The sequence below is a fragment of the Corallococcus sp. CA049B genome (genome assembly GCF_003611685.1).
Lineage (GTDB): Bacteria > Myxococcota > Myxococcia > Myxococcales > Myxococcaceae > Corallococcus > Corallococcus coralloides.
Map to the genome: position 1 here is coordinate 65,331 of NZ_RAWC01000014.1, position 16,709 is coordinate 82,039.

At 72.4% G+C, this 16,709-nt stretch carries 12 protein-coding genes; 6 read left to right on the forward strand and 6 right to left on the reverse strand.

Annotation, left to right across the window (positions count from 1 at the left end; genetic code table 11):
• Positions 1 to 7: 7 nt before the first annotated feature.
• The gene (locus tag D7W82_RS05330) at positions 8 to 1,384 is read left to right on the forward strand and encodes a DUF1552 domain-containing protein (RefSeq protein ID WP_120617295.1); all 1,377 of its coding nucleotides are present in this window, start codon (positions 8 to 10) and stop codon (positions 1,382 to 1,384) included.
• Positions 1,385 to 1,481: 97 nt separating this feature from the next.
• Here the strand turns inward: D7W82_RS05330 and D7W82_RS05335 are convergent, their stop codons facing one another.
• Entirely contained in the window at positions 1,482 to 2,768 is a 1,287-nt protein-coding gene (locus D7W82_RS05335; RefSeq protein ID WP_304988719.1) for a pectin acetylesterase-family hydrolase, read from the reverse strand.
• Between the two features lie 301 nt (positions 2,769 to 3,069).
• Here D7W82_RS05335 and D7W82_RS05340 point away from each other — a divergent pair, with 301 nt between their 5' ends.
• The gene (locus D7W82_RS05340) at positions 3,070 to 3,747 is read left to right on the forward strand and encodes a hypothetical protein (protein WP_120617297.1); all 678 of its coding nucleotides are present in this window, start codon (positions 3,070 to 3,072) and stop codon (positions 3,745 to 3,747) included.
• On the opposite strand, the gene D7W82_RS05345 is transcribed toward D7W82_RS05340, so the two are convergent.
• Entirely contained in the window at positions 3,738 to 5,873 is a 2,136-nt protein-coding gene (locus D7W82_RS05345) for an ATP-binding domain-containing protein (RefSeq protein WP_120617298.1), read from the reverse strand. The two genes, D7W82_RS05340 and D7W82_RS05345, sit on opposite strands and share 10 nt — an antisense overlap.
• A gap of 328 nt (positions 5,874 to 6,201) precedes the next feature.
• Here D7W82_RS05345 and D7W82_RS05350 point away from each other — a divergent pair, with 328 nt between their 5' ends.
• Positions 6,202 to 7,044: a hypothetical protein gene (locus D7W82_RS05350; protein ID WP_120617299.1), complete on the forward strand. Its 843-nt coding sequence runs from the start codon at positions 6,202 to 6,204 to the stop codon at positions 7,042 to 7,044.
• A 353-nt stretch (positions 7,045 to 7,397) separates the two neighbouring features.
• A complete protein-coding gene (locus D7W82_RS05355; RefSeq protein WP_120617300.1) occupies positions 7,398 to 8,543 on the forward strand; it encodes an acyl-CoA dehydrogenase family protein in 1,146 nt (381 codons plus the stop codon).
• 54 nt (positions 8,544 to 8,597) lie between these two features.
• Here the strand turns inward: D7W82_RS05355 and D7W82_RS05360 are convergent, their stop codons facing one another.
• The 3 genes from D7W82_RS05360 to D7W82_RS05370 all read right to left on the reverse strand — a co-directional run bounded on the left by D7W82_RS05360 (position 8,598) and on the right by D7W82_RS05370 (position 10,782).
• Positions 8,598 to 9,116 carry a DUF2780 domain-containing protein gene (locus D7W82_RS05360; RefSeq protein ID WP_120617301.1) on the reverse strand — a complete coding sequence of 173 codons (519 nt, stop codon included), beginning with the start codon at positions 9,114 to 9,116 and terminating at the stop codon, positions 8,598 to 8,600.
• A gap of 116 nt (positions 9,117 to 9,232) precedes the next feature.
• A complete protein-coding gene (locus D7W82_RS05365; RefSeq protein WP_120617302.1) occupies positions 9,233 to 9,721 on the reverse strand; it encodes an 8-oxo-dGTP diphosphatase in 489 nt (162 codons plus the stop codon).
• 287 nt (positions 9,722 to 10,008) lie between these two features.
• Positions 10,009 to 10,782 (reverse strand): hypothetical protein, encoded by a 774-nt coding sequence (locus D7W82_RS05370; protein WP_120617303.1) that lies wholly within the window; start codon positions 10,780 to 10,782, stop codon positions 10,009 to 10,011.
• 228 nt (positions 10,783 to 11,010) lie between these two features.
• On the opposite strand from D7W82_RS05370, the gene D7W82_RS42305 reads away from it, so the two are divergent.
• The gene (locus D7W82_RS42305; RefSeq protein WP_120617307.1) at positions 11,011 to 14,235 is read left to right on the forward strand and encodes a protein kinase; all 3,225 of its coding nucleotides are present in this window, start codon (positions 11,011 to 11,013) and stop codon (positions 14,233 to 14,235) included.
• Positions 14,236 to 14,244: 9 nt separating this feature from the next.
• On the opposite strand, the gene D7W82_RS05380 is transcribed toward D7W82_RS42305, so the two are convergent.
• Positions 14,245 to 15,342 (reverse strand): ADYC domain-containing protein, encoded by a 1,098-nt coding sequence (locus D7W82_RS05380; protein WP_147439230.1) that lies wholly within the window; start codon positions 15,340 to 15,342, stop codon positions 14,245 to 14,247.
• 197 nt (positions 15,343 to 15,539) lie between these two features.
• Between D7W82_RS05380 and D7W82_RS05385 the strand changes: the two genes are divergently transcribed.
• A partial coding sequence (locus D7W82_RS05385; RefSeq protein WP_120617305.1) for a sigma 54-interacting transcriptional regulator occupies positions 15,540 to 16,709 on the forward strand: 1,170 nt, incomplete at its 3' end.

Genomic DNA, 16,709 nt, shown 5'->3' on the forward strand with positions numbered 1-16,709 from the left:
GACTTCCATGCCCCGCGACTTCTCCCGACGCAGCATCCTGAAGCTCCTGTCCGGCACGGCCATGGCGGCGCCCTTCGCGCACCTGCTCACCAGCTCCGTCGCCGAAGCGGCGGACGCCGCGCCCCTGCGCTTCATCGCCCTGTTCACCCCCCACGGCCTGCTGCCGGAGTACTGGCTGCCCAAGGGCAATGACACCAGCTTCAACATCGACTTCGAGAACTCCGTCCTCCAGCCGCTCCAGCGCCACCGGGACAAGCTCCTGGTGCTGGACGGCCTGGACTACCGCGTCCTCTACGAGCACGGCCGCACCGGCCACGAGGGCGGCCCCGTCACCTTCCTCACCGGCAGCCAGGTGGAGGTGTCCAGCGGTGACGAGCTGCCCTCCAACGCGTCCCTGGACCAGGTGATTGGCAACGCGGTGGGCGGTTCCACCCAGTTCCGCTCGCTGCAGCTGCACGCCTTCGAGCAGTTCGGCGCCCAGCACGTCTACAACAGCATCTCCTTCACGGAGAACGGCTCGCGCGTGCCGTTCGAGCTGAACCCCGCCAACGTCTACAAGCGGCTCTTCGCCAGCATGGGCGGCTCCGAGGCGGAGGCGCAGGCCATGCTGTCCAAGCGCAAGAGCCTCCTGGACTACCTCATCAAGGACGCCACCCGGCTGAAGTCGCGGCTGGCGGCCGCGGAGGGCACCAAGCTGGACACGCACCTGGCGGCGCTGCGCGACATCGAGCGGCGGCTCAACAACTCCGGCGCGCTCAATTGCTCCGCGCCGGAGAAGCCCGCCAACACCGACCTGGGCGACATCAACAACATGCCCGCCCTCACCGAGCTGCACATGGACCTCATCGCCCGTGCGTTCGCGTGTGATTTGACGCGCGTGGTGACCATGACCATCCCCGGGCCGTCCATGCCGTGGATTGGCATTGACGAGGACATCCACAACGACATCGCCCACCGCACGGACACCCAGGCCGAGCCCGCGCGCACCGAAATCCGCCTGCGCATGGTGGCGGTGCAGCGGTGGTACGCCGAACAGGTGGCGCGGCTGATGGACACCCTCAAGTCCATCCCGGAGGGCGGCGGCACGGTGCTCGACAACACCGTCATCCTGTGGGGGAACGAGCTGGGCGACGCGGCCGGGCACATGAACGTGTCCATCCCCACGGTGCTGGCGGGCGGCGCGGGCGGGAAGTTCCGCATGGGCCGCATGCTGTCCCTGCGCCCCGGCAAGGACCCGCTGCGCGACTGGACGGGCCCGGGCGCGAAGCTGGAGGGCGCGGTGCCGCACAACAAGCTGCTCACCTCCATTGCCCAGGCCTTCGGCGTGAACGTGGACCGCTTCGGTCACGACGACTACGCGGGCACGCTGCCCGGCCTCACCTGACCGCCGCCCTGGCGGCCTGAAGGCCCTTGGAAAAGACAACGGGAGCGGACCCTGGGGGCCCGCTCCCGTTTTCATTTCAGCGAAAGGGCGGTGGGGACTACCCGCCGAGCGCGCCGTTGATGAGGGGCGCGAGGATGCTCATGCCCGCGTCCTCGTTGTTGTAGTTGTTGGCCGGCTCGTAGATGCGGATGCGCTGGTTGTTGTTGATGAAGCGCGACAGGAAGACGTCCATGGGGACCATCTCGCTGTGGCAGGCCCAGGACTGCCACGGGCTGTCGATGTACTCGTACCAGTACTTCTTCTCCATCCGCTGGCAGGCGTGCGCGCCCACGAAGGTGATGATGGTGCTGCAGTGGCTTTGGTTGATGGCGCGGTGGTGCGGGATGAAATAGCTGAAGTTGTTGTACTTGTTCAGCTCGTTCACGAACGCGTCCTGGTCCTGCTTCCAGTACGCGTGGATGGACGCCTGGTCGTTGGGCGTCTTGAAGCGCTCATACGAATAGCGCGAGTAGTTGTAGTCCAGCGTGTAGCCCGTGTACGCGAGCTGATCGTTCGGGAACTCCGTGGCCACCATCTTGTTGATGGAGCCCATGTCGTTGATGTTGAAGCTGGCCGGCAGCTGGCTGAACACCGAGTCCAGGTTCCACGACGAGCGGATCTTGTCGTGCAGCGGGCGCGACAGGGAGTTCGCGTTCGGCGCCATGAAGATGGGGCCGGAGTCGTTGATCATGTACCCCTTGGCCGGGTTGATGGCCTTGCGGATGAAGTAGTACCCGGCGGAGGTGGACGTGCCGCCCGCGCTGTAGCCCGTCACCAGCAGCTTCTGGATGCCGGGGAAGTTCTGCTTGGCGTAGTTCGCCGCGGCCAGCGTGTTGGTGTAGCCGTTGTGGTACCAGGTCAGCGGCGCCTGGCCGCCCGTGGTGTCCACGTACGTCTTGGCGTTGTTGCCGATGTGCACGTCGCCCGTGCAGTACGGCAGGTAGACGATGTTCCAGCCCTTGGTGACGATGTCCTTGCGGTCGCGGAAGGGCAGGCCCGGGTCCGCCCCGTTGACGATGGGGGACACGTACTTGGCCGTGAACTGCGTCATGTAGTCGTCGGCGATGCCGTTGGGGTTCGCCGCGCCCAGGATGCCCAGGCGGCCGCTACAGGAATCGTAGTCCCAGCACGCGCCACCGCCCTCCATCATGAACAGCAGGTTGGGCGAGTTCGTCTTGTGCACGAAGAACTTGTACTGCGAGCCGTTGCCACACTTGGTGCCGGGCAGCGTCACCTTCTGCCAGGGGTAGGTATTGCCGCCGTCCACCAGCACGTCGACGATGCCTTCCACCAGCACTTCGGCATGCGCGGCGCCCACGGGGGCAGAGAGGGCCAGAAGGCTCATCCAGAGAAAACTTCTCATGCGGCTTCCTCCAAAGGGGGAGTAGTGAGTGGGGTTGCGGCCGGGGATGATACGTTTTTGTTTATCAGTCGTAAGCGGGGAAACTTCGCTTGCGGTGAAAATAGTGAATTCCATGTTGGGTGCAGCATTCCATCCGAAACGATTGGGATTGCCACTGCGCGTCATCTGGGGTTTGAGAATTGACGCGCAAGGACATGTTTTAAATGTATCAATTGCGCGGTGCGTCGCCGTGAGGGGGTGACCCGGGTTGCGGCGGGTGCGGGGCGCGGGGTATGGCCTTGGCATGAGCACGCACGCGCGTTGGAAGCTGCCCCTGGGCACGGCGGGAGTCCTCGCCTTGGCGGTGGGGGCGTGGCTTGTCTTTGGCGGGCAGTCCGCGCAGGACGTCGCGCCGGCCCCGGCGCCCGCGCCCGTGACGCAGGCTCCCGCGCCAGCGCCCGTGTTCGCGTCCACGCCAGCGGTGCCCCGCGCGAAGGACGGCGGGCTGGACCTGGTGGGCGCGGCGACGGCCCAGGTGCAGGCGGCGCCGCCCGAGGAGCCCGGCCCCTACCCGGTGGACCTGGAGGCGCTGCGCGCGAAGCTGCCGGGCAACCTGTACTTCGAAATGGACGCGCCCACGAAGGACCCGGAGGAGCTGCGCCGCCGTGAGGGCGTGAAGGCGAAGTGGAACGCGCTCTACGGCAAGGTGCTGTCCAACGAGGCCTCGGAGGAGGAGGTGCACCAGTACTACGAGCACCGCCGCCAGGTGTCCGAGGACGCCATCGCCTTCGCCACCACGATGCTCCAGGACTACGGCGACAAGCTGCCGTCGGAGCACCGGGGCCTGCTGGAGCTGAGCGTGAACATGCACCGCACGCGCCTGGCGGAGCTTCCGCGCCAGGAGTCGGAGGCGCTGTCTCGCCGCGAGGCCCACGCCCAGCGGCAGAAGGAGTGGCGGGCCGGTGGCGGCCGTCAGCCCTGAATCGACTCCTCCGCGCCGGGGAAGGTGCGGATGAGCGGGGAGCGCACGGCGGAGGAGGCCACCCACAGCTGGTGGGAGGAGCGGGTGACGGCGACGTGCAGCCTGCGGCGGGCCTCGTCGTCCGCGGGGTAGGCTCTCGCGGTGACGTCCGGCAGGACGACGTAGTCGAACTCCAGGCCCTTCACGTTGTCCACGTCCGTCACGTCCACGCCGGGCTCGAAGGAGAAGTCGCCCTCCAGCACCAGCCGCGCCCAGGGCATCTCCCGGATGACGCGGTGGAAGGACTGGGCGGACTCGCGGCTGCTGGCGATGACGCCCACCGACGCGTGCGGCTCGCGCAGCACCAGGTCGCGCAGGGCGTCCCCCAGGAAGAGCCACGCCTGGGCCTCGTCGGGGAAGTGGTGGAAGCCCACCGGTGCCCCCTCGCGGCCGGCCTTCGCGGCGTTGGCCGGGGACTGGGTGCCCAATACGTGCTGCGCCAGCTCCACCACCGGGCGCGGGCAGCGGTAGGACACCTGGAGCCGGCAGGTGGCGGCGTCGCGGATGCCCAGCTCCTCCAGCGCGGCGTCCCAGCCGGCGAAGCCCGCCGTCGTCTGCTGCACCTCGTCCCCCGCGAGCGTGCAGCTGCGGCTGTCGCCGAGCAGCTGGCTGACGACGAAGAGCTCGAAGAGGGAGAAGTCCTCCGCCTCGTCCAGCACCACGTGCGCCAGCCGATCCACGCCCAGCGCGCCCCGCTGCGCCTTGAGGAACATGAGGATGGGCAGGTCGTCCGCGTCCACCGTGCCCGCGAGCGCGTCGGGCGTGTCCGCTTCGATGGCGCGCCCGTCCACGGTGATGAGGCTGTCCGCGTCGAAGCCCTTGTACTGGCGCGCCAGCGGCGTGGCGGTCTGCTGCTTCGTGTGCTCCAGCACCTCCGCCACCACGGTGCGCGGCAGCTCTCCCTTCGCGTCCGCCACCACGGCCTCCAGGAAGGCGCGGTCCAGGTACGCGTCCGCCAGCTTGATGCGCAGCCGGTCCAGCGTGGGGGGCAGGGCCTTGCCCTTGAACACCGGCACGCGGCCGGCCAGCGCGCGGCGCAGGGCGGGGTGGCGCTTGAAGCGCGTGACGAGCGCGGGCGTCTCCGGGGAGAGCTTGATGCCCGGCAGGCTGAAGGCGCTTCTCGCGGTGGCCAGCGACCACGCCTCCAGCGTCTCCACGGACACCTTGCCCAGGCCCAGCGGCGCGAGCAGCCGGCGCGTGAGCCGGGCCAGGCCCGCTTCCGGGACGACGACCTTGGTGCGCGCCTGCGGGAATGTCTTCGCGTCGTCGAAGACGACCTTGGCCAGCCGGTGCAGCGCCACCGTCGTCTTGCCGCTGCCCGCGCTGCCCAGCACCAGCAGCGGCTGCTCCGGGCCGGTGCTGACGGCGGCGTACTGCTCCGCGTCCAGGAGCGCCGTCACGCCAAAGGCGTCCTCCACGTGGGTGACGCCCCGGCCCACGCCCAGGAAGCCCGGCCGCGCGGCGGTGCCGCTGCCGCCCGCGAGCACGGAGGCCGCGTCACGGCCTCGCGAGTGCCAGCGGCCCTGTGCGTCGCGCTGGAGCAGGTGCGGGCCGGTGCTGATGCGGGTGAGGACGCCCTTCTCGATGATGACCAGCCGGCGCGCCTCCACTTCGCCTTCGGAGAGCCGGTCGCCGAAGTACTCCTCGAACGCGTCGCCCTCCTCGTAGTTGTAGAAGACGCGGGCGACGGGGGCGAATCTCCAGTCGATGACGCGCACGCCGGCGGAGAGGTTGGCGAAGCTGGTGCGGCCGAGCAGGTAGTCGCGCGCGCCCGTGGGCCCGGACAGGCGCAGGTGCGCGAAGTAGGGGGCGTGCGCGTCCGGCAGCGGGACGGCCTCCTGCCGCTCCAGCATGGAGCGCACCTCGTTCATCTGGGTGAAGACGTGCGGCAGGTCCGCGGCGTGCGCCGTGGTGGCGTCGTCGCGCAGCACCGCCAGCTGGGCCATCAGCCCCTGCGTGTCCAGCGTGCGCCCCGCGGCCTGACGGCGCGCCTCCGACAGCGCCTGCTGGACGCGTGACAGCAGGGCCTCTTCCTCGGCGATGAGCGCGAGCGCCTCGGGCGACAGCTCCTGCTCCTGGCCGGCCATGGTGTCTTTCCTTTCCGCCCGTGGGCGTGCGTGGAGCGGGCAAGGTGAACGCTGGCCACCGCCGGGTCAACCCGTTGGATTTTCGGGCCGACTTGCTAGATTGAGGATCGCGGTGAAGGCGCCCATCCCTTCTCCCGGGTCCTCCCGCACGCGCGCTCCCCATCCACCCCGCCAGGTTGCCTCCCCGTGGGGGGGGGTGGTTGTCCGCGACTGATCTCTGAAGGGGTCTGTCTGTCGAATGGCAGCGTGCGCCGGAGGCGGGTGGCTTCTAACGGCCCGCGCGGCTTGCTTCCGTCCGCATCCATCCCGAACACGGAGGATGTACCGGATGACCTCGATGAATGCGCCGTTCCGCTGGACGCTGTCACTCGCAGCCGCGCTGGGAATCGCCACGTCGGCGGGGGCGCAGGAGCCGGAGCCGCAAACGGAGACGGAGACGGAGACGTCGACCACCACGATGCGCTCGGAGGAGATGCCGAAATCAGGGGGACACCACCCCGAGGGGCGCGTCGGGCCGCAGTTCGCGGTGAGCGGCAACATCGGCGCCGGCCTGGGCTACGTCTACACGAACGGCCAGGCCCCGGGCGGCGGCCTGGAGGACCTGAAGATCAGCCAGTCCGCGAAGGTCTCCTTCCCCATCATCGCGGAGCTGGGCTTCCGGGTGACGCCGCGGTTCTACCTGGGCGTGTGGGGCAGCTGGGAGCCGGTGCTGACCAAGACGAACGACCTGTCGTGCCCGGAGGGCTTCAGCTGCGACACCTTCCAGTGGCGCGTGGGGCCGGAGGTCCGCTACCACATCCGGCCGGGCTCGGGCTTTGATCCGTGGATCGGCCTGGGCGTGGGCCTGGAGATCCTCAAGAGCCACGTGGAGGGGGACACGCAGGTGCAGGTCGCGCCAGGGGTGTCCCTCCCCACGCACGTGGACACGCACGTCACGGACCGGGGGCCCACCATCGCGCGCCTCACGCTGGGCGGTGACGTGCGCGTGGCGCGGTCCCTGTCGGTGGGGCCCATCATCACCGCGTCCGTGGGCCAGTACACGGTGCGCACCGGGACGCAGACGCTGGACATCACCGGCGTGGGCACCCGCGACCAGGGGCTCACCCCCGTGGATGACGGCTTCCACGCGCTGTTCACCGCGGGCATCCGCATCGCGTTCCTGCCCCTGTAGCACAGCGTGACGGTGGAGAACGCGAGACGCCCCCTTGGAACCTGGGGGGCCGGGTGAGGTGTCTTGGGGCGCGGCTCCCCACCTCCCTGCTGGCCGGCGCCTTCGTCTGGATGCCGCGGAGGTGGTGCGCGCTGAAGCGGTGGCAACCCCTGAGCGGCCCGCGTCCGGCCCGACGCGGGCCCCTGTACCGAATGGGGGCGGGGCGACCGCGCCCGTGGTGGGGGACTGGCGCCTGGGGCTTCAGCGCGTGGAGCCGGGGCGGCTGGCCAGGCGCTGTCCTTCACGTTCATCCGCGCACGCTGAAGGAGGCGCGGCTTGAAAGCGCGGGGCGGGCCCTGACAGCATCCCGGGCCATGGATGAGCGCTTCACCCCGGAGCACGAGGCGTTCCGCCGCACCGTGCGCCAGTTCGTCGAGAAGGAGCTGGCCCCGCACGCGCTGGAGTGGGATCAGGCCGGCGAGTTCCCCCGCGACGTGTTCCGCCGCTGCGGCGAGCTGGGCTTCTTTGGCATCAGCCATGATCCGGCCTACGGCGGCAGCGGGCTGGACTCCTGGTACGTGGCCGCCTTCGCGGAGGAGCTGGCGCGCGCGCGCAACGGGGGCGTGGCGATGTCGCTCCTGGTGCAGGGGCAGATGGCCACGCCGGTCATCAACGAGCTGGGCACCGACGAGCAGAAGCGCGAGTTCCTGGCCCCCGCGCTCACCGGCGAGCGCATCGCGGCGCTGGCGATGAGCGAACCGGACGCGGGCTCGGACCTGGCCCGGCTGCGCACCACCGCGCGAAGGGACGGCGACGACTACGTCATCCAGGGCGCGAAGACGTGGATCTCCAACGGCGCCCGCGCGGACTTCCTGGTGCTGGCGGTGCGCACGGGCGGGGAGGGCGCGCCGGGCATCTCGCTGGTGACGCTGCCCACGGACGTGAAGGGCTTCTCCGTGTCGAAGAAGCTCCAGAAGGTGGGGCACCGCTCGTCGGACATGGCCATCCTCTACTTCGAGGACTGCCGCATCCCCGCCCGCTACGTGCTGGGCCGGGAGAACGACGGCTTCTTCCACATCATGAACAGCTTCCACGCGGAGCGCCTGGTGACGGCGCTCTACACGGTGGCGGTGATGGACGACCTGCTGCGTGAAGCCATCCGCTACGGCCGCGAGCGTCAGGCGTTTGGAAAGCGGCTCCTGGACTTCCAGGTGTGGCGCCACACCTTCGTGGACCACGCCACCCGCGTGGAGGCGGCGCGGCAGCTCACCTATCAGGCGGTGCAGCTCTTCAATCGCAAACGCAAGCAGAAGCCGGTGAAGGAGATTGCCATGGCCAAGCTGCTCACCACGGACCTGGCCCAGCGCGTGGCCTATGACTGCCAGCAGTTCTACGGCGGCATGGGCTACGTGGAGGAGTCACACGTCGCGCGGGCCTGGCGCGACGTGCGCATGCTCACCATTGGCGGCGGCACGTCCGAGGTGATGAAGGAGATCATCGCCGGGACGATGGCGCTGTAGCCTCAGGCGCCCTTCTTCTCCCCGGTGCCTTCCAGCACCGCGGCCCGGCCGTTCCTATTTCCCCAGGATGCCGCCGAGCATCCCGCCCAGCCCGCCGCCGCCCTGGGGGCCGCCGGAGCCGCCCGCGAGCATGGGCATCACGGCGAGGATCTTCCCCACCAGGCCCGGGTCCAGGCGGGACTTGAGGAAGTTGAGGAGCAGGGGGGCGACCAGGGTGGCCTTGCTCGTGTCCAGGTTGAAGCGCTGGAGGATGGCCACCACGCCGGCCACCTCCCCCGCGTGGGCCGCCGCGCCGCCCAGGGCGCCCATGAGGCCGCCGCCACCGCCACCGCCCGCGCCGCCGAGCATGCCGCCCAGGGCGCCCATGAGGCCGCCGCCGTCAGCCGCCGGGGCCTGCGCCTGCTGCTGCCAGCCCTGCATCTCCGGGATGGCCTGGTCCATCTGCCGGGCCGCGTCCGGGCCGACCTTCTCCTGCACCGTGCCCTGCACGAGCTTCAGGAGCGAACCCGCGAGCCCCTGTGCCTGCGTGCCATCCACTCCAAGCTGCTGCGAGAGCTGTCCGATGAGGTCCATGCGCCGCGCTCCTTCAGGTGAGTCCCAAGTGTGAGGCGGCGGTTGTAGCGGGCCGGGCCGGGGTGCTGGCCAGAAAACCGGCGCGAGCGTTGGTCGGAGGACGCCCGGAGGGGGCCCTACAGGCGGGTGAAGGACCAGCTCAGCGCGCGGCCGCCCTCGTAGGGCATGACGCCGTGGAAGGGGCGCGGGTCCGCGTCGAACACGAGCGGCAGGAAGTGCCGGTCTCCGTCCCACAGCGACAGGGACAGGATGGAGGACACGGGGACCCAGGACAGGGCGCCCTCGGGGTTCTTCTCCAGGGGTGTGCCCTGGAAGGCGTCGATGCGGAAGATGAAGCCCAGCCAGTCCTCGCCGTGCTTGCCGAAGCCGGGCCAGGACAGGGTGCCGCGCAGGACCATGCGCGTGCACTCGATGCCGGCCTCCTCGCGAATCTCGCGGCGCATGCACGCCGCGATGTCCTCGTCGCGCTCCATCTTGCCGCCCAGGCCGTTGTACTTGCCGTAATGGGCATCCTCCGGGCGCGCGTTCCGGTGGATGAGCAGCACCTGCTGGCCGTCCGGCGACATCACGTAGCCCAGCGTGGCGACGATGGGGGTGTAGGGCATGGGCCCGGTTCGTCGCCTGATTCAGGCAGGGCGTCAAGCGGCGCGGGGCCGTCTCAACAGTCCCAGGTCGAGCTGGATGTCACCCCAGCGTTCGCTCAGGTTGGTGGCGTTGTGGTGCCACGCATAGCCGCCGTGGCGCGTTCACCTGGGCTGTGGGGGGACTGGCACCGCCCTCGATGTCGGTATCGGGTGAAACACAGGCGATTGCCGAGAAGACGAGGACGAGTGCGAGACGGTCTGGCATGGAGGTGCGACGTGCCACCTCCATGCCCAACCGGCGGCGGCGGCTAGAAGCAGCGCGCCCGGCCGGACACGTCGACCTGGCCGGAGGCGCCACCCAGGTACCAGTAGCCGTTGCTCTGGAAGGTGCGGACGTACTCACCGCCGCCCTCGAACTTGCCCCGCACGTACGTCAGGGCGCAGGCGCGGCCCGCCACGGGGTCCATCAGCTTCGCGGCCCCGCCCTGCCCCCAGCCGAACTCGTTGGTGTAGTCCGTGGACGCGACGCAGCGCGCGCGCACCCGCACGCCGCTCTGGCTGGAGTTGCCGTTCAGGTACCAGTAGCCGTTCTCGACATAGGCGCGGACCCACTCGCCGCTGCCGTGGAACTTGCCGGCGATGCCGGTGATGAAACACACGCGTCCTGACGCCGTGCCCATGGACACCGGGTACGACATCGACTGCGTCCACTCGTATTGCTGGGAGGCGGTCGCGTCCACGCAGCGCGCCGCGCCCCGGATGCCGGACTGGCTGGAGTTCCCCCCGAGGTACCAGGAGCCGCCGCTCTCCGTGATGTCGATGCGCTCACCCCCGCCCTCGAAGTCTCCGCCCACGCGGGTGAGGAAACACGCCCGGCCCGCGCTGGCGCCCAGCGGCGTGAGGGCCTGGCCCTGCGCCCAGGTGTACTCGCCGGTCGCCGCGAGCTCCTCCTCCTGCGTGGCCAGCAGCGGTGCCTCGGGGGCGGCCGGATTCGCGGTGCCGGACGACAGGTCCTCGGGACCGCAGCCCCACAGCAGGGCGGGGAGCGACAGGGCGACCAGGGCGTGACGGAGCTTCGACATGATGGGGATGTCCTCGGTGATGGGATGGATGACGTGGGACGCCCCGGCCTCGCGCCGGGGCGCCGCCGCGCCGTGCCCCTGCCTTGAGCAAGGCGTGTGCCGAGGGCCTCGCGGGGGCTTCCCGCTCGGGAGCGCCGGCTCACGCGCGCCCGGGAGGCACGGCCCGCGGCGTGCCACTGGCACGGGAGCGCCGTGCCAGTGTGCCAGGGCATTTGATAGTCTTTGGCCATGGCATCCTCTGGCGGTGACGCGCCCGCCCTCCCGCCGGCCAGCGACCTGACGACGCCCGGACCCGCGCCGGTGGACGCGCCCACGGAGGACGGCGAGCGGCTCGTCCCCGCGGAGGCGGCGCCCGCGTCCGGCCAGGGCCGCTACGCCCTGCTGGCGCTGCTGGGCCGGGGCGGCATGGGCGAGGTCCACCGGGCGCGCGACCTCCGGCTGGGCCGCGAGGTGGCGCTCAAGTTCCTCCGGGGCGCGTCCCCCGAGCGCGCCATGCGCCTGCTCCAGGAGGCCCGCGCCCAGGCGCGCCTGGACCATCCGAACATCTGCCGGGTGCTCGATGCGGGAGAGCTGGAAGGACGGCCCTACATCGCGATGCAGCTCGTGGAGGGCGAGCCGCTGGACCGGGCCGCCGCCGCCCTCTCCGTGCCGGAGAAGGTCCAGGTGATGAAGGTCGCGGCGGAGGCCGTGCACGAAGCCCACCGGCTGGGCGTCATCCACCGCGACCTCAAGCCCTCCAACCTGCTGCTCACCCGGGACGCCCGGGGCCGCCCCGTGCCCGTCGTCGTGGACTTCGGGCTGGCGTACGACACCGGCCTGGGGCACGGCCTCACCGCCACGGGCGAGGTCATGGGCACGCCCGCGTACATGGCGCCGGAGCAGGCGCGGGGGGAGCTGCGCGCCATCGACCGGCGCAGCGACGTCTACGGGCTGGGGGCCACGCTGTACGAGCTGCTCGTCGGCGCCCCGCCGTTTCGCGGCGCCACCCCGCTAAAGACGCTCCAGGCGGTGCTCGAAGACGAACCCCGCCCCCTGCGCGCGGCGGTGCCGCACCTGGACGCGGAGCTGGAGACGCTCTGCCTCAAGTGCCTGAACAAGGACCCGGCGCAGCGCTACGCCTCCGCCCGCGCGCTGGCCGAGGACCTGGGGCGCTACCTGGACGGAGAGCCCATCCTCGGGCGGCGGCCCGGCCCCGCCTCCCGGCTGCGGCGGCTGGCGCGCAGGCACCGGGCGCTGGTGGCCGTGTCGGGCGTGTCGCTCGCGGGCATGCTGCTGCTCTCGGGGTTCGCGGCGCGGTCGTGGTGGGCGCGGCGGGAGCTCCAGGCGGTGAGCGCGGCGCGCGAGCGGCTGGCGGAGCAGTTGGGCCAGCAGGTGCGGGAGTCCGAGTGGTTCGTGCGCGCCTACCAGGCGCTGCCCCTCCACGACACCCGGCCCGAGCAGGCCCGGGTGCGTGAACGGCTGGCGGCCATCGCCGCCCTCCAGCATGGACTGGGCGCCCGGGGGGACGGGCTCGTGCAGCTGGCGCTCGGCCGCGGGCACCTGGCGCTGCGCGAGTTCGAGCCCGCGCACCGCGCCCTGGAGCGGGCGCGCGAGCTGGGCGTCGACACGCCGGAGCTGCACTCCGCGCTGGGCCAGGTGCTGGGGGAGCGCTACCGCCTGGCCCTGGAGGACGCGCGGCGCCGCGGCGGCGCGGCGTGGGTGGAGCACCAGCGCCGGGAGCTGGAGGCGCGCTTCCTCGCGCCCGCGCTGCGCTCGCTGGAGCAGGCGAGGGGGCCCGAGCTGGAGTCTCCGCGCTACCTGGAGGGCCTCATCGCCTGGCATCGCCAGGACCTCGCTGGCGCGGAGCTGGCGGCGCGCGAGGCCGTGGCCCGCACGCCCTGGCTCCCCGAGCCCCGGAAGCTGCTGGCGGACGTCACCGCCGCGCGGGCCCTGGCGCTCCTGGAGCGGGGCGACTACGCCGGGGCGCGCGCCGGCTTCGAGGCCGCGGCCGGACGCTACGGCGAGGTCCTGGAGGTGGCGCGCAGCGACGCGGCGTCCCACGAGGCGCTCGCGGACGTCTGGTTGCAGGTGTCGGAGCTGGACCGGCGGGAGGGCCGCTCGCGGCTGTTGGCGCTGGAGCGGGCCGAGGCCTCGGCGGACAAGAGCCTCCTGGCGGACATGGACCGGGCCTCGGGGCACACCCGGAAGGCCCAGGTGCTGATGAACCAGTACCGGCGGGTGACGTTCCAGGGCGAGGCCGATGCGCGCGGCGCGCCCGCGCTGCTGGACGCGTGGCTCCAGGCCGCGGCCCGGGCCGTGGCGCTGGCGCCGGACGACGTGCTCGCGCACGACTCGCTGGGGTATGGCCACTTCATGCGGGGCCTGGGGCAGGCCCGCGCCGGTGAGCCGCCGGACGCGTCCTTCGCGCAGGCCATCACGTGGCTGTCGCGCGCCATCGCGCTGCAGCCGCGCTACCCCTGGGCGCTCAACGACCTGGGGCTCGTGCACCGCTGGCGCGGCAACCACCAGCGGGAGCAGGGCGTGGACCCGTCCGGGGCCTACGCGGAGGCGGAGCGGTGCTTCCAGCGGGCGGCGGAGGCGGACCCCTCCTATCTCTTCGCCCTCTCCAACCTGGCGGAGCTGCACGCGGAGCAGGCCACCTGGCGGCGGTCGCGAAACGAGGACCCGGGGCCGGAGGTCCAGCGGGCGAGGGACGCGGCGGTGAAGGCGCTGGCGCTGGACGGCCGCTTCGCCGCCGCGCACGACCACCTGGCCGTGGCGGAGCTGGCGCGGGCGTCCTTCCTCGTCGGCGCCGGAGGGGACGCGCGCCCCGCGCTCGCGAGCGCGCTGGAGCACGCGGCGCGCGCCCGGGAGCTCAACCCGGCGTCGGACCGCGCGCGGCTCCACACGGCCCGCGCGCACGTGCTGGAGGCCCGGCTGGCGCTGCGCGAGGGCCGCACCCCGGAGCCGCCGCTCGCCAGGGCGGGCCAGGCGCTGGCGGAGGCGCTCCGGCGGGCTCCGGCCTGCGCCGACTGCCGCGTCCAGGGCGCGGAGGTGGAGCGCCTTCGGGCCGAGCACGCGCGGCGCCAGGGCCGGGATCCCCTCCCCGCGCTGCGCCGGGCGTTGGACGAGGCGCGGCGGGCGACGGACGCCCATCCCTACGCGGAGGCACGGCTGGAGCGCGCGCGGGCGTGCGGACAGCTCGCGTGGGCGCTGGCCCCTCGCGCGTCACGGGAGGTGGTGCGCGAGGGGCTCGACCAGGTGGCGGCGGCGCTGCGGCTCGACCCGGGGCGCGCGGAGGCCCAGGCCGTGCGGGGCGTGCTGTTGCTCGCGGGAGCCCGTGGACGGGAGGACGGGGCGCAGCGGGACGAGGCCCGCGCCGCGCTCGCGCGTGCCGTCGAGCAGGCTCCCTGGCTGCGCGAGGAGTACGCCGCGTGGCTCCCCGGCGCGGCTCCACCGCCCGGCGGCTCATAGCCCCCCGGCTCAGGGCTTCCGCGGGTGGGGCACGCCCGTCGCCATCACCGCGGGCGCGCTCCACTGGGGCGTGGCGCCACAGGGCGGCAGCTGGAGCCCCGAGGGCAGCGGCAGGTCGGTCCTGCGGTTCGCCGGGTTGAGGCACACGGCGCCCTGGGGACTCCAGAGCGCCTCGACGAATTCGAGATCCTCCAGCCGGTCGCTGGAGCGCGCGCCGAAGCCATGGGCATCCCGCCGCAGGAAGTCCGTGCCGCTCACCGTGAAGGTCCGCGCGTCCCCGAGCCCCACGAAGTACGCGGCGCGCTTGGCCTGGAGGCACGCCCCGTAGGCCGCCGCCCGGTCCGGGTCGTCCTGGAGCGACGCGGGCTCCCACGGCTGATAGCCCCAGTCCAGGCACACGCCGATGGCGCCCGTCTCGCAAGCGAGCGTGACCGCGCTGGCGTCCGGCCGGATGGCGGCGTTCAGGCCATCCACGTGCCGTCCCGGCAGCAGCAGCGAGGGGACCGTCTCCTTCTCCGGCGCCGCGCACTGCGGCCTCCATGCCTTCGTCCCCACCTGGCGGTAGCGCACCTGGAAGCGGCTGGCGCCGAGCGGCGTCCAGGTCATCTCATAGCGCACGTGGCGCGGGTCTCCATCCGCTGGCGTCACCGGCAGGGTGAACGTGAAGGTCTGCTTCGCCAGCTCCGTCCCCCGGAGCTTCCGGATGGCCCCGTCCGGGCCGGCCACCGCGAGGAAGAGGTCCGAGGGCGAGGCGTGGATGCCGTGCAGGCGCGGCGCCGCGCCAGGCGCTCCGGCCAGCTCGACCGGGACATCGAGCACCGCGCGCCGCCCCTCCCGGGAACGGACCTTCATGAGCACGCCCTCGGGCGTGTTGACGAAGCCCTCCGGACACAGCGGGGCGGTCCGCTCGAACACGAAGCAATGGCTCTGCCCCTCCGCGATGTAGATGCCCAGGCCGTTCGGATCCGGGTCGCACTGGCCCGTGGGGCAGCCCCCGTTGGGGTCGGCCCTCGCCTCGCCGGAAGGGACTCGCCCGGGCGCGGTCAGCCTGCAGCCGCTCCCCATCATCAATGCCAGACATCCAAGCCACGCGGGATGAAGCTTCACCAGGGGTCTCCTCGAGGGGGCTCTTGCTGGGAGCCATCCGTGCACCTTCTGCGAGTCCCATGCCAGCACCTTTCGCGGCCGGGCGGGGACGCGCTCCAGCGGGGCGCCACGGGCGGGAGACTCCGGCCGCCCGCGGCTGGCACGGCGGCTGGCACACGGGCCCCGTGCCACCGGTGGCACGGCTATGCTGGCGCGGCATGGAATACGACCCGTCGACCCTGCAACCGAGCGGCGCCCCCGGGCGGCCCGCCTCCGCGGACGACGCGCCGGTGCCGGGGCTCCTGCGCCTGACGTGCGCGGGGACGCCCATGGCGGTGGCGGTGCCGCTGCCGGGAGCGCTGACGCTGGGGCGCGCGAGCCCCGCGCTGGGGCCGCTCCAGGACCCGCGGATGTCGCGCAGCCATGCCCGGGTGTCCTTCGACGGCAGCCGGTTCTGGGTGACGGACCTGGGCAGCCAGAACGGGACCTCCGTGGATGGCGAGCCGCTGCCCGCGAACGCGCCGCGCGAGGCGCAGCGGCTCATCCGGCTGGGGGATTCGCTCTTCGTCCCCAGCGCGGACGTGGGGCCCCTGGTCCGCCACGGGGTCCGCGAGGTGGAGGGCTTCGTGCGCGGCCCCGCCTTCCAGCAGCTGCTGGAGGAGGTGGCGCGCTCCGCCCAGCACGGCTTCACGCTGCACATCCACGGCGAGAGCGGCACGGGCAAGGAGCAGGTGGCGCGCACCTTCCATTCGCGGGGCCCCCGGAGCCAGGGCCCCTTCGTGGCGGTCAACTGCGCGGCCATCCCCGCCGCGCTCGCGGAGCGGCTGCTCTTCGGCGCCCGCCGCGGCGCCTTCTCCGGCGCGGACGACGCGGACGGCTACCTGCAGGCCGCGGACGGCGGCACCCTGTTCCTCGACGAGGTGGCGGAGCTGGACGTGGGCGTCCAGGCGAAGCTGCTGCGGGCGCTGGAGACGCGGGAGGTCCTCCCGCTGGGCGGCTCGAAGCCCCGGAAGGTCGACGTCCAGGTCTGCTCCGCGGGCAACCGGGACCTGCGCGCGCAGGTGGCGCAGGGGCGGCTGCGCGAGGACCTGTACTTCCGCATCGGAAGGCCGGAGGTGTCGCTGCCCCCGCTGCGGCGGCGTCCGGAGGAGCTCCCCTTCCTGGTGGCGAAGGCCGTGGAGGCGCTGGCGCCGGGCCTGCCGCCGCACGTCTCGCTCTTCGAGGCCTGCCTCCTCAGGCCCTGGCCCGGCAACATCCGGGAGCTGCGCGTCGAAGCGCGCGCGGCCGCGCAGCAGGCCCTGCTCAGGGGGGCCGCCCGGGTCGAGTCCGCCCACCTGAGCCCCGGCGCGGGGACCGCGTTCGGCGCCGCCCCCGCGCCGGGGCTCAGG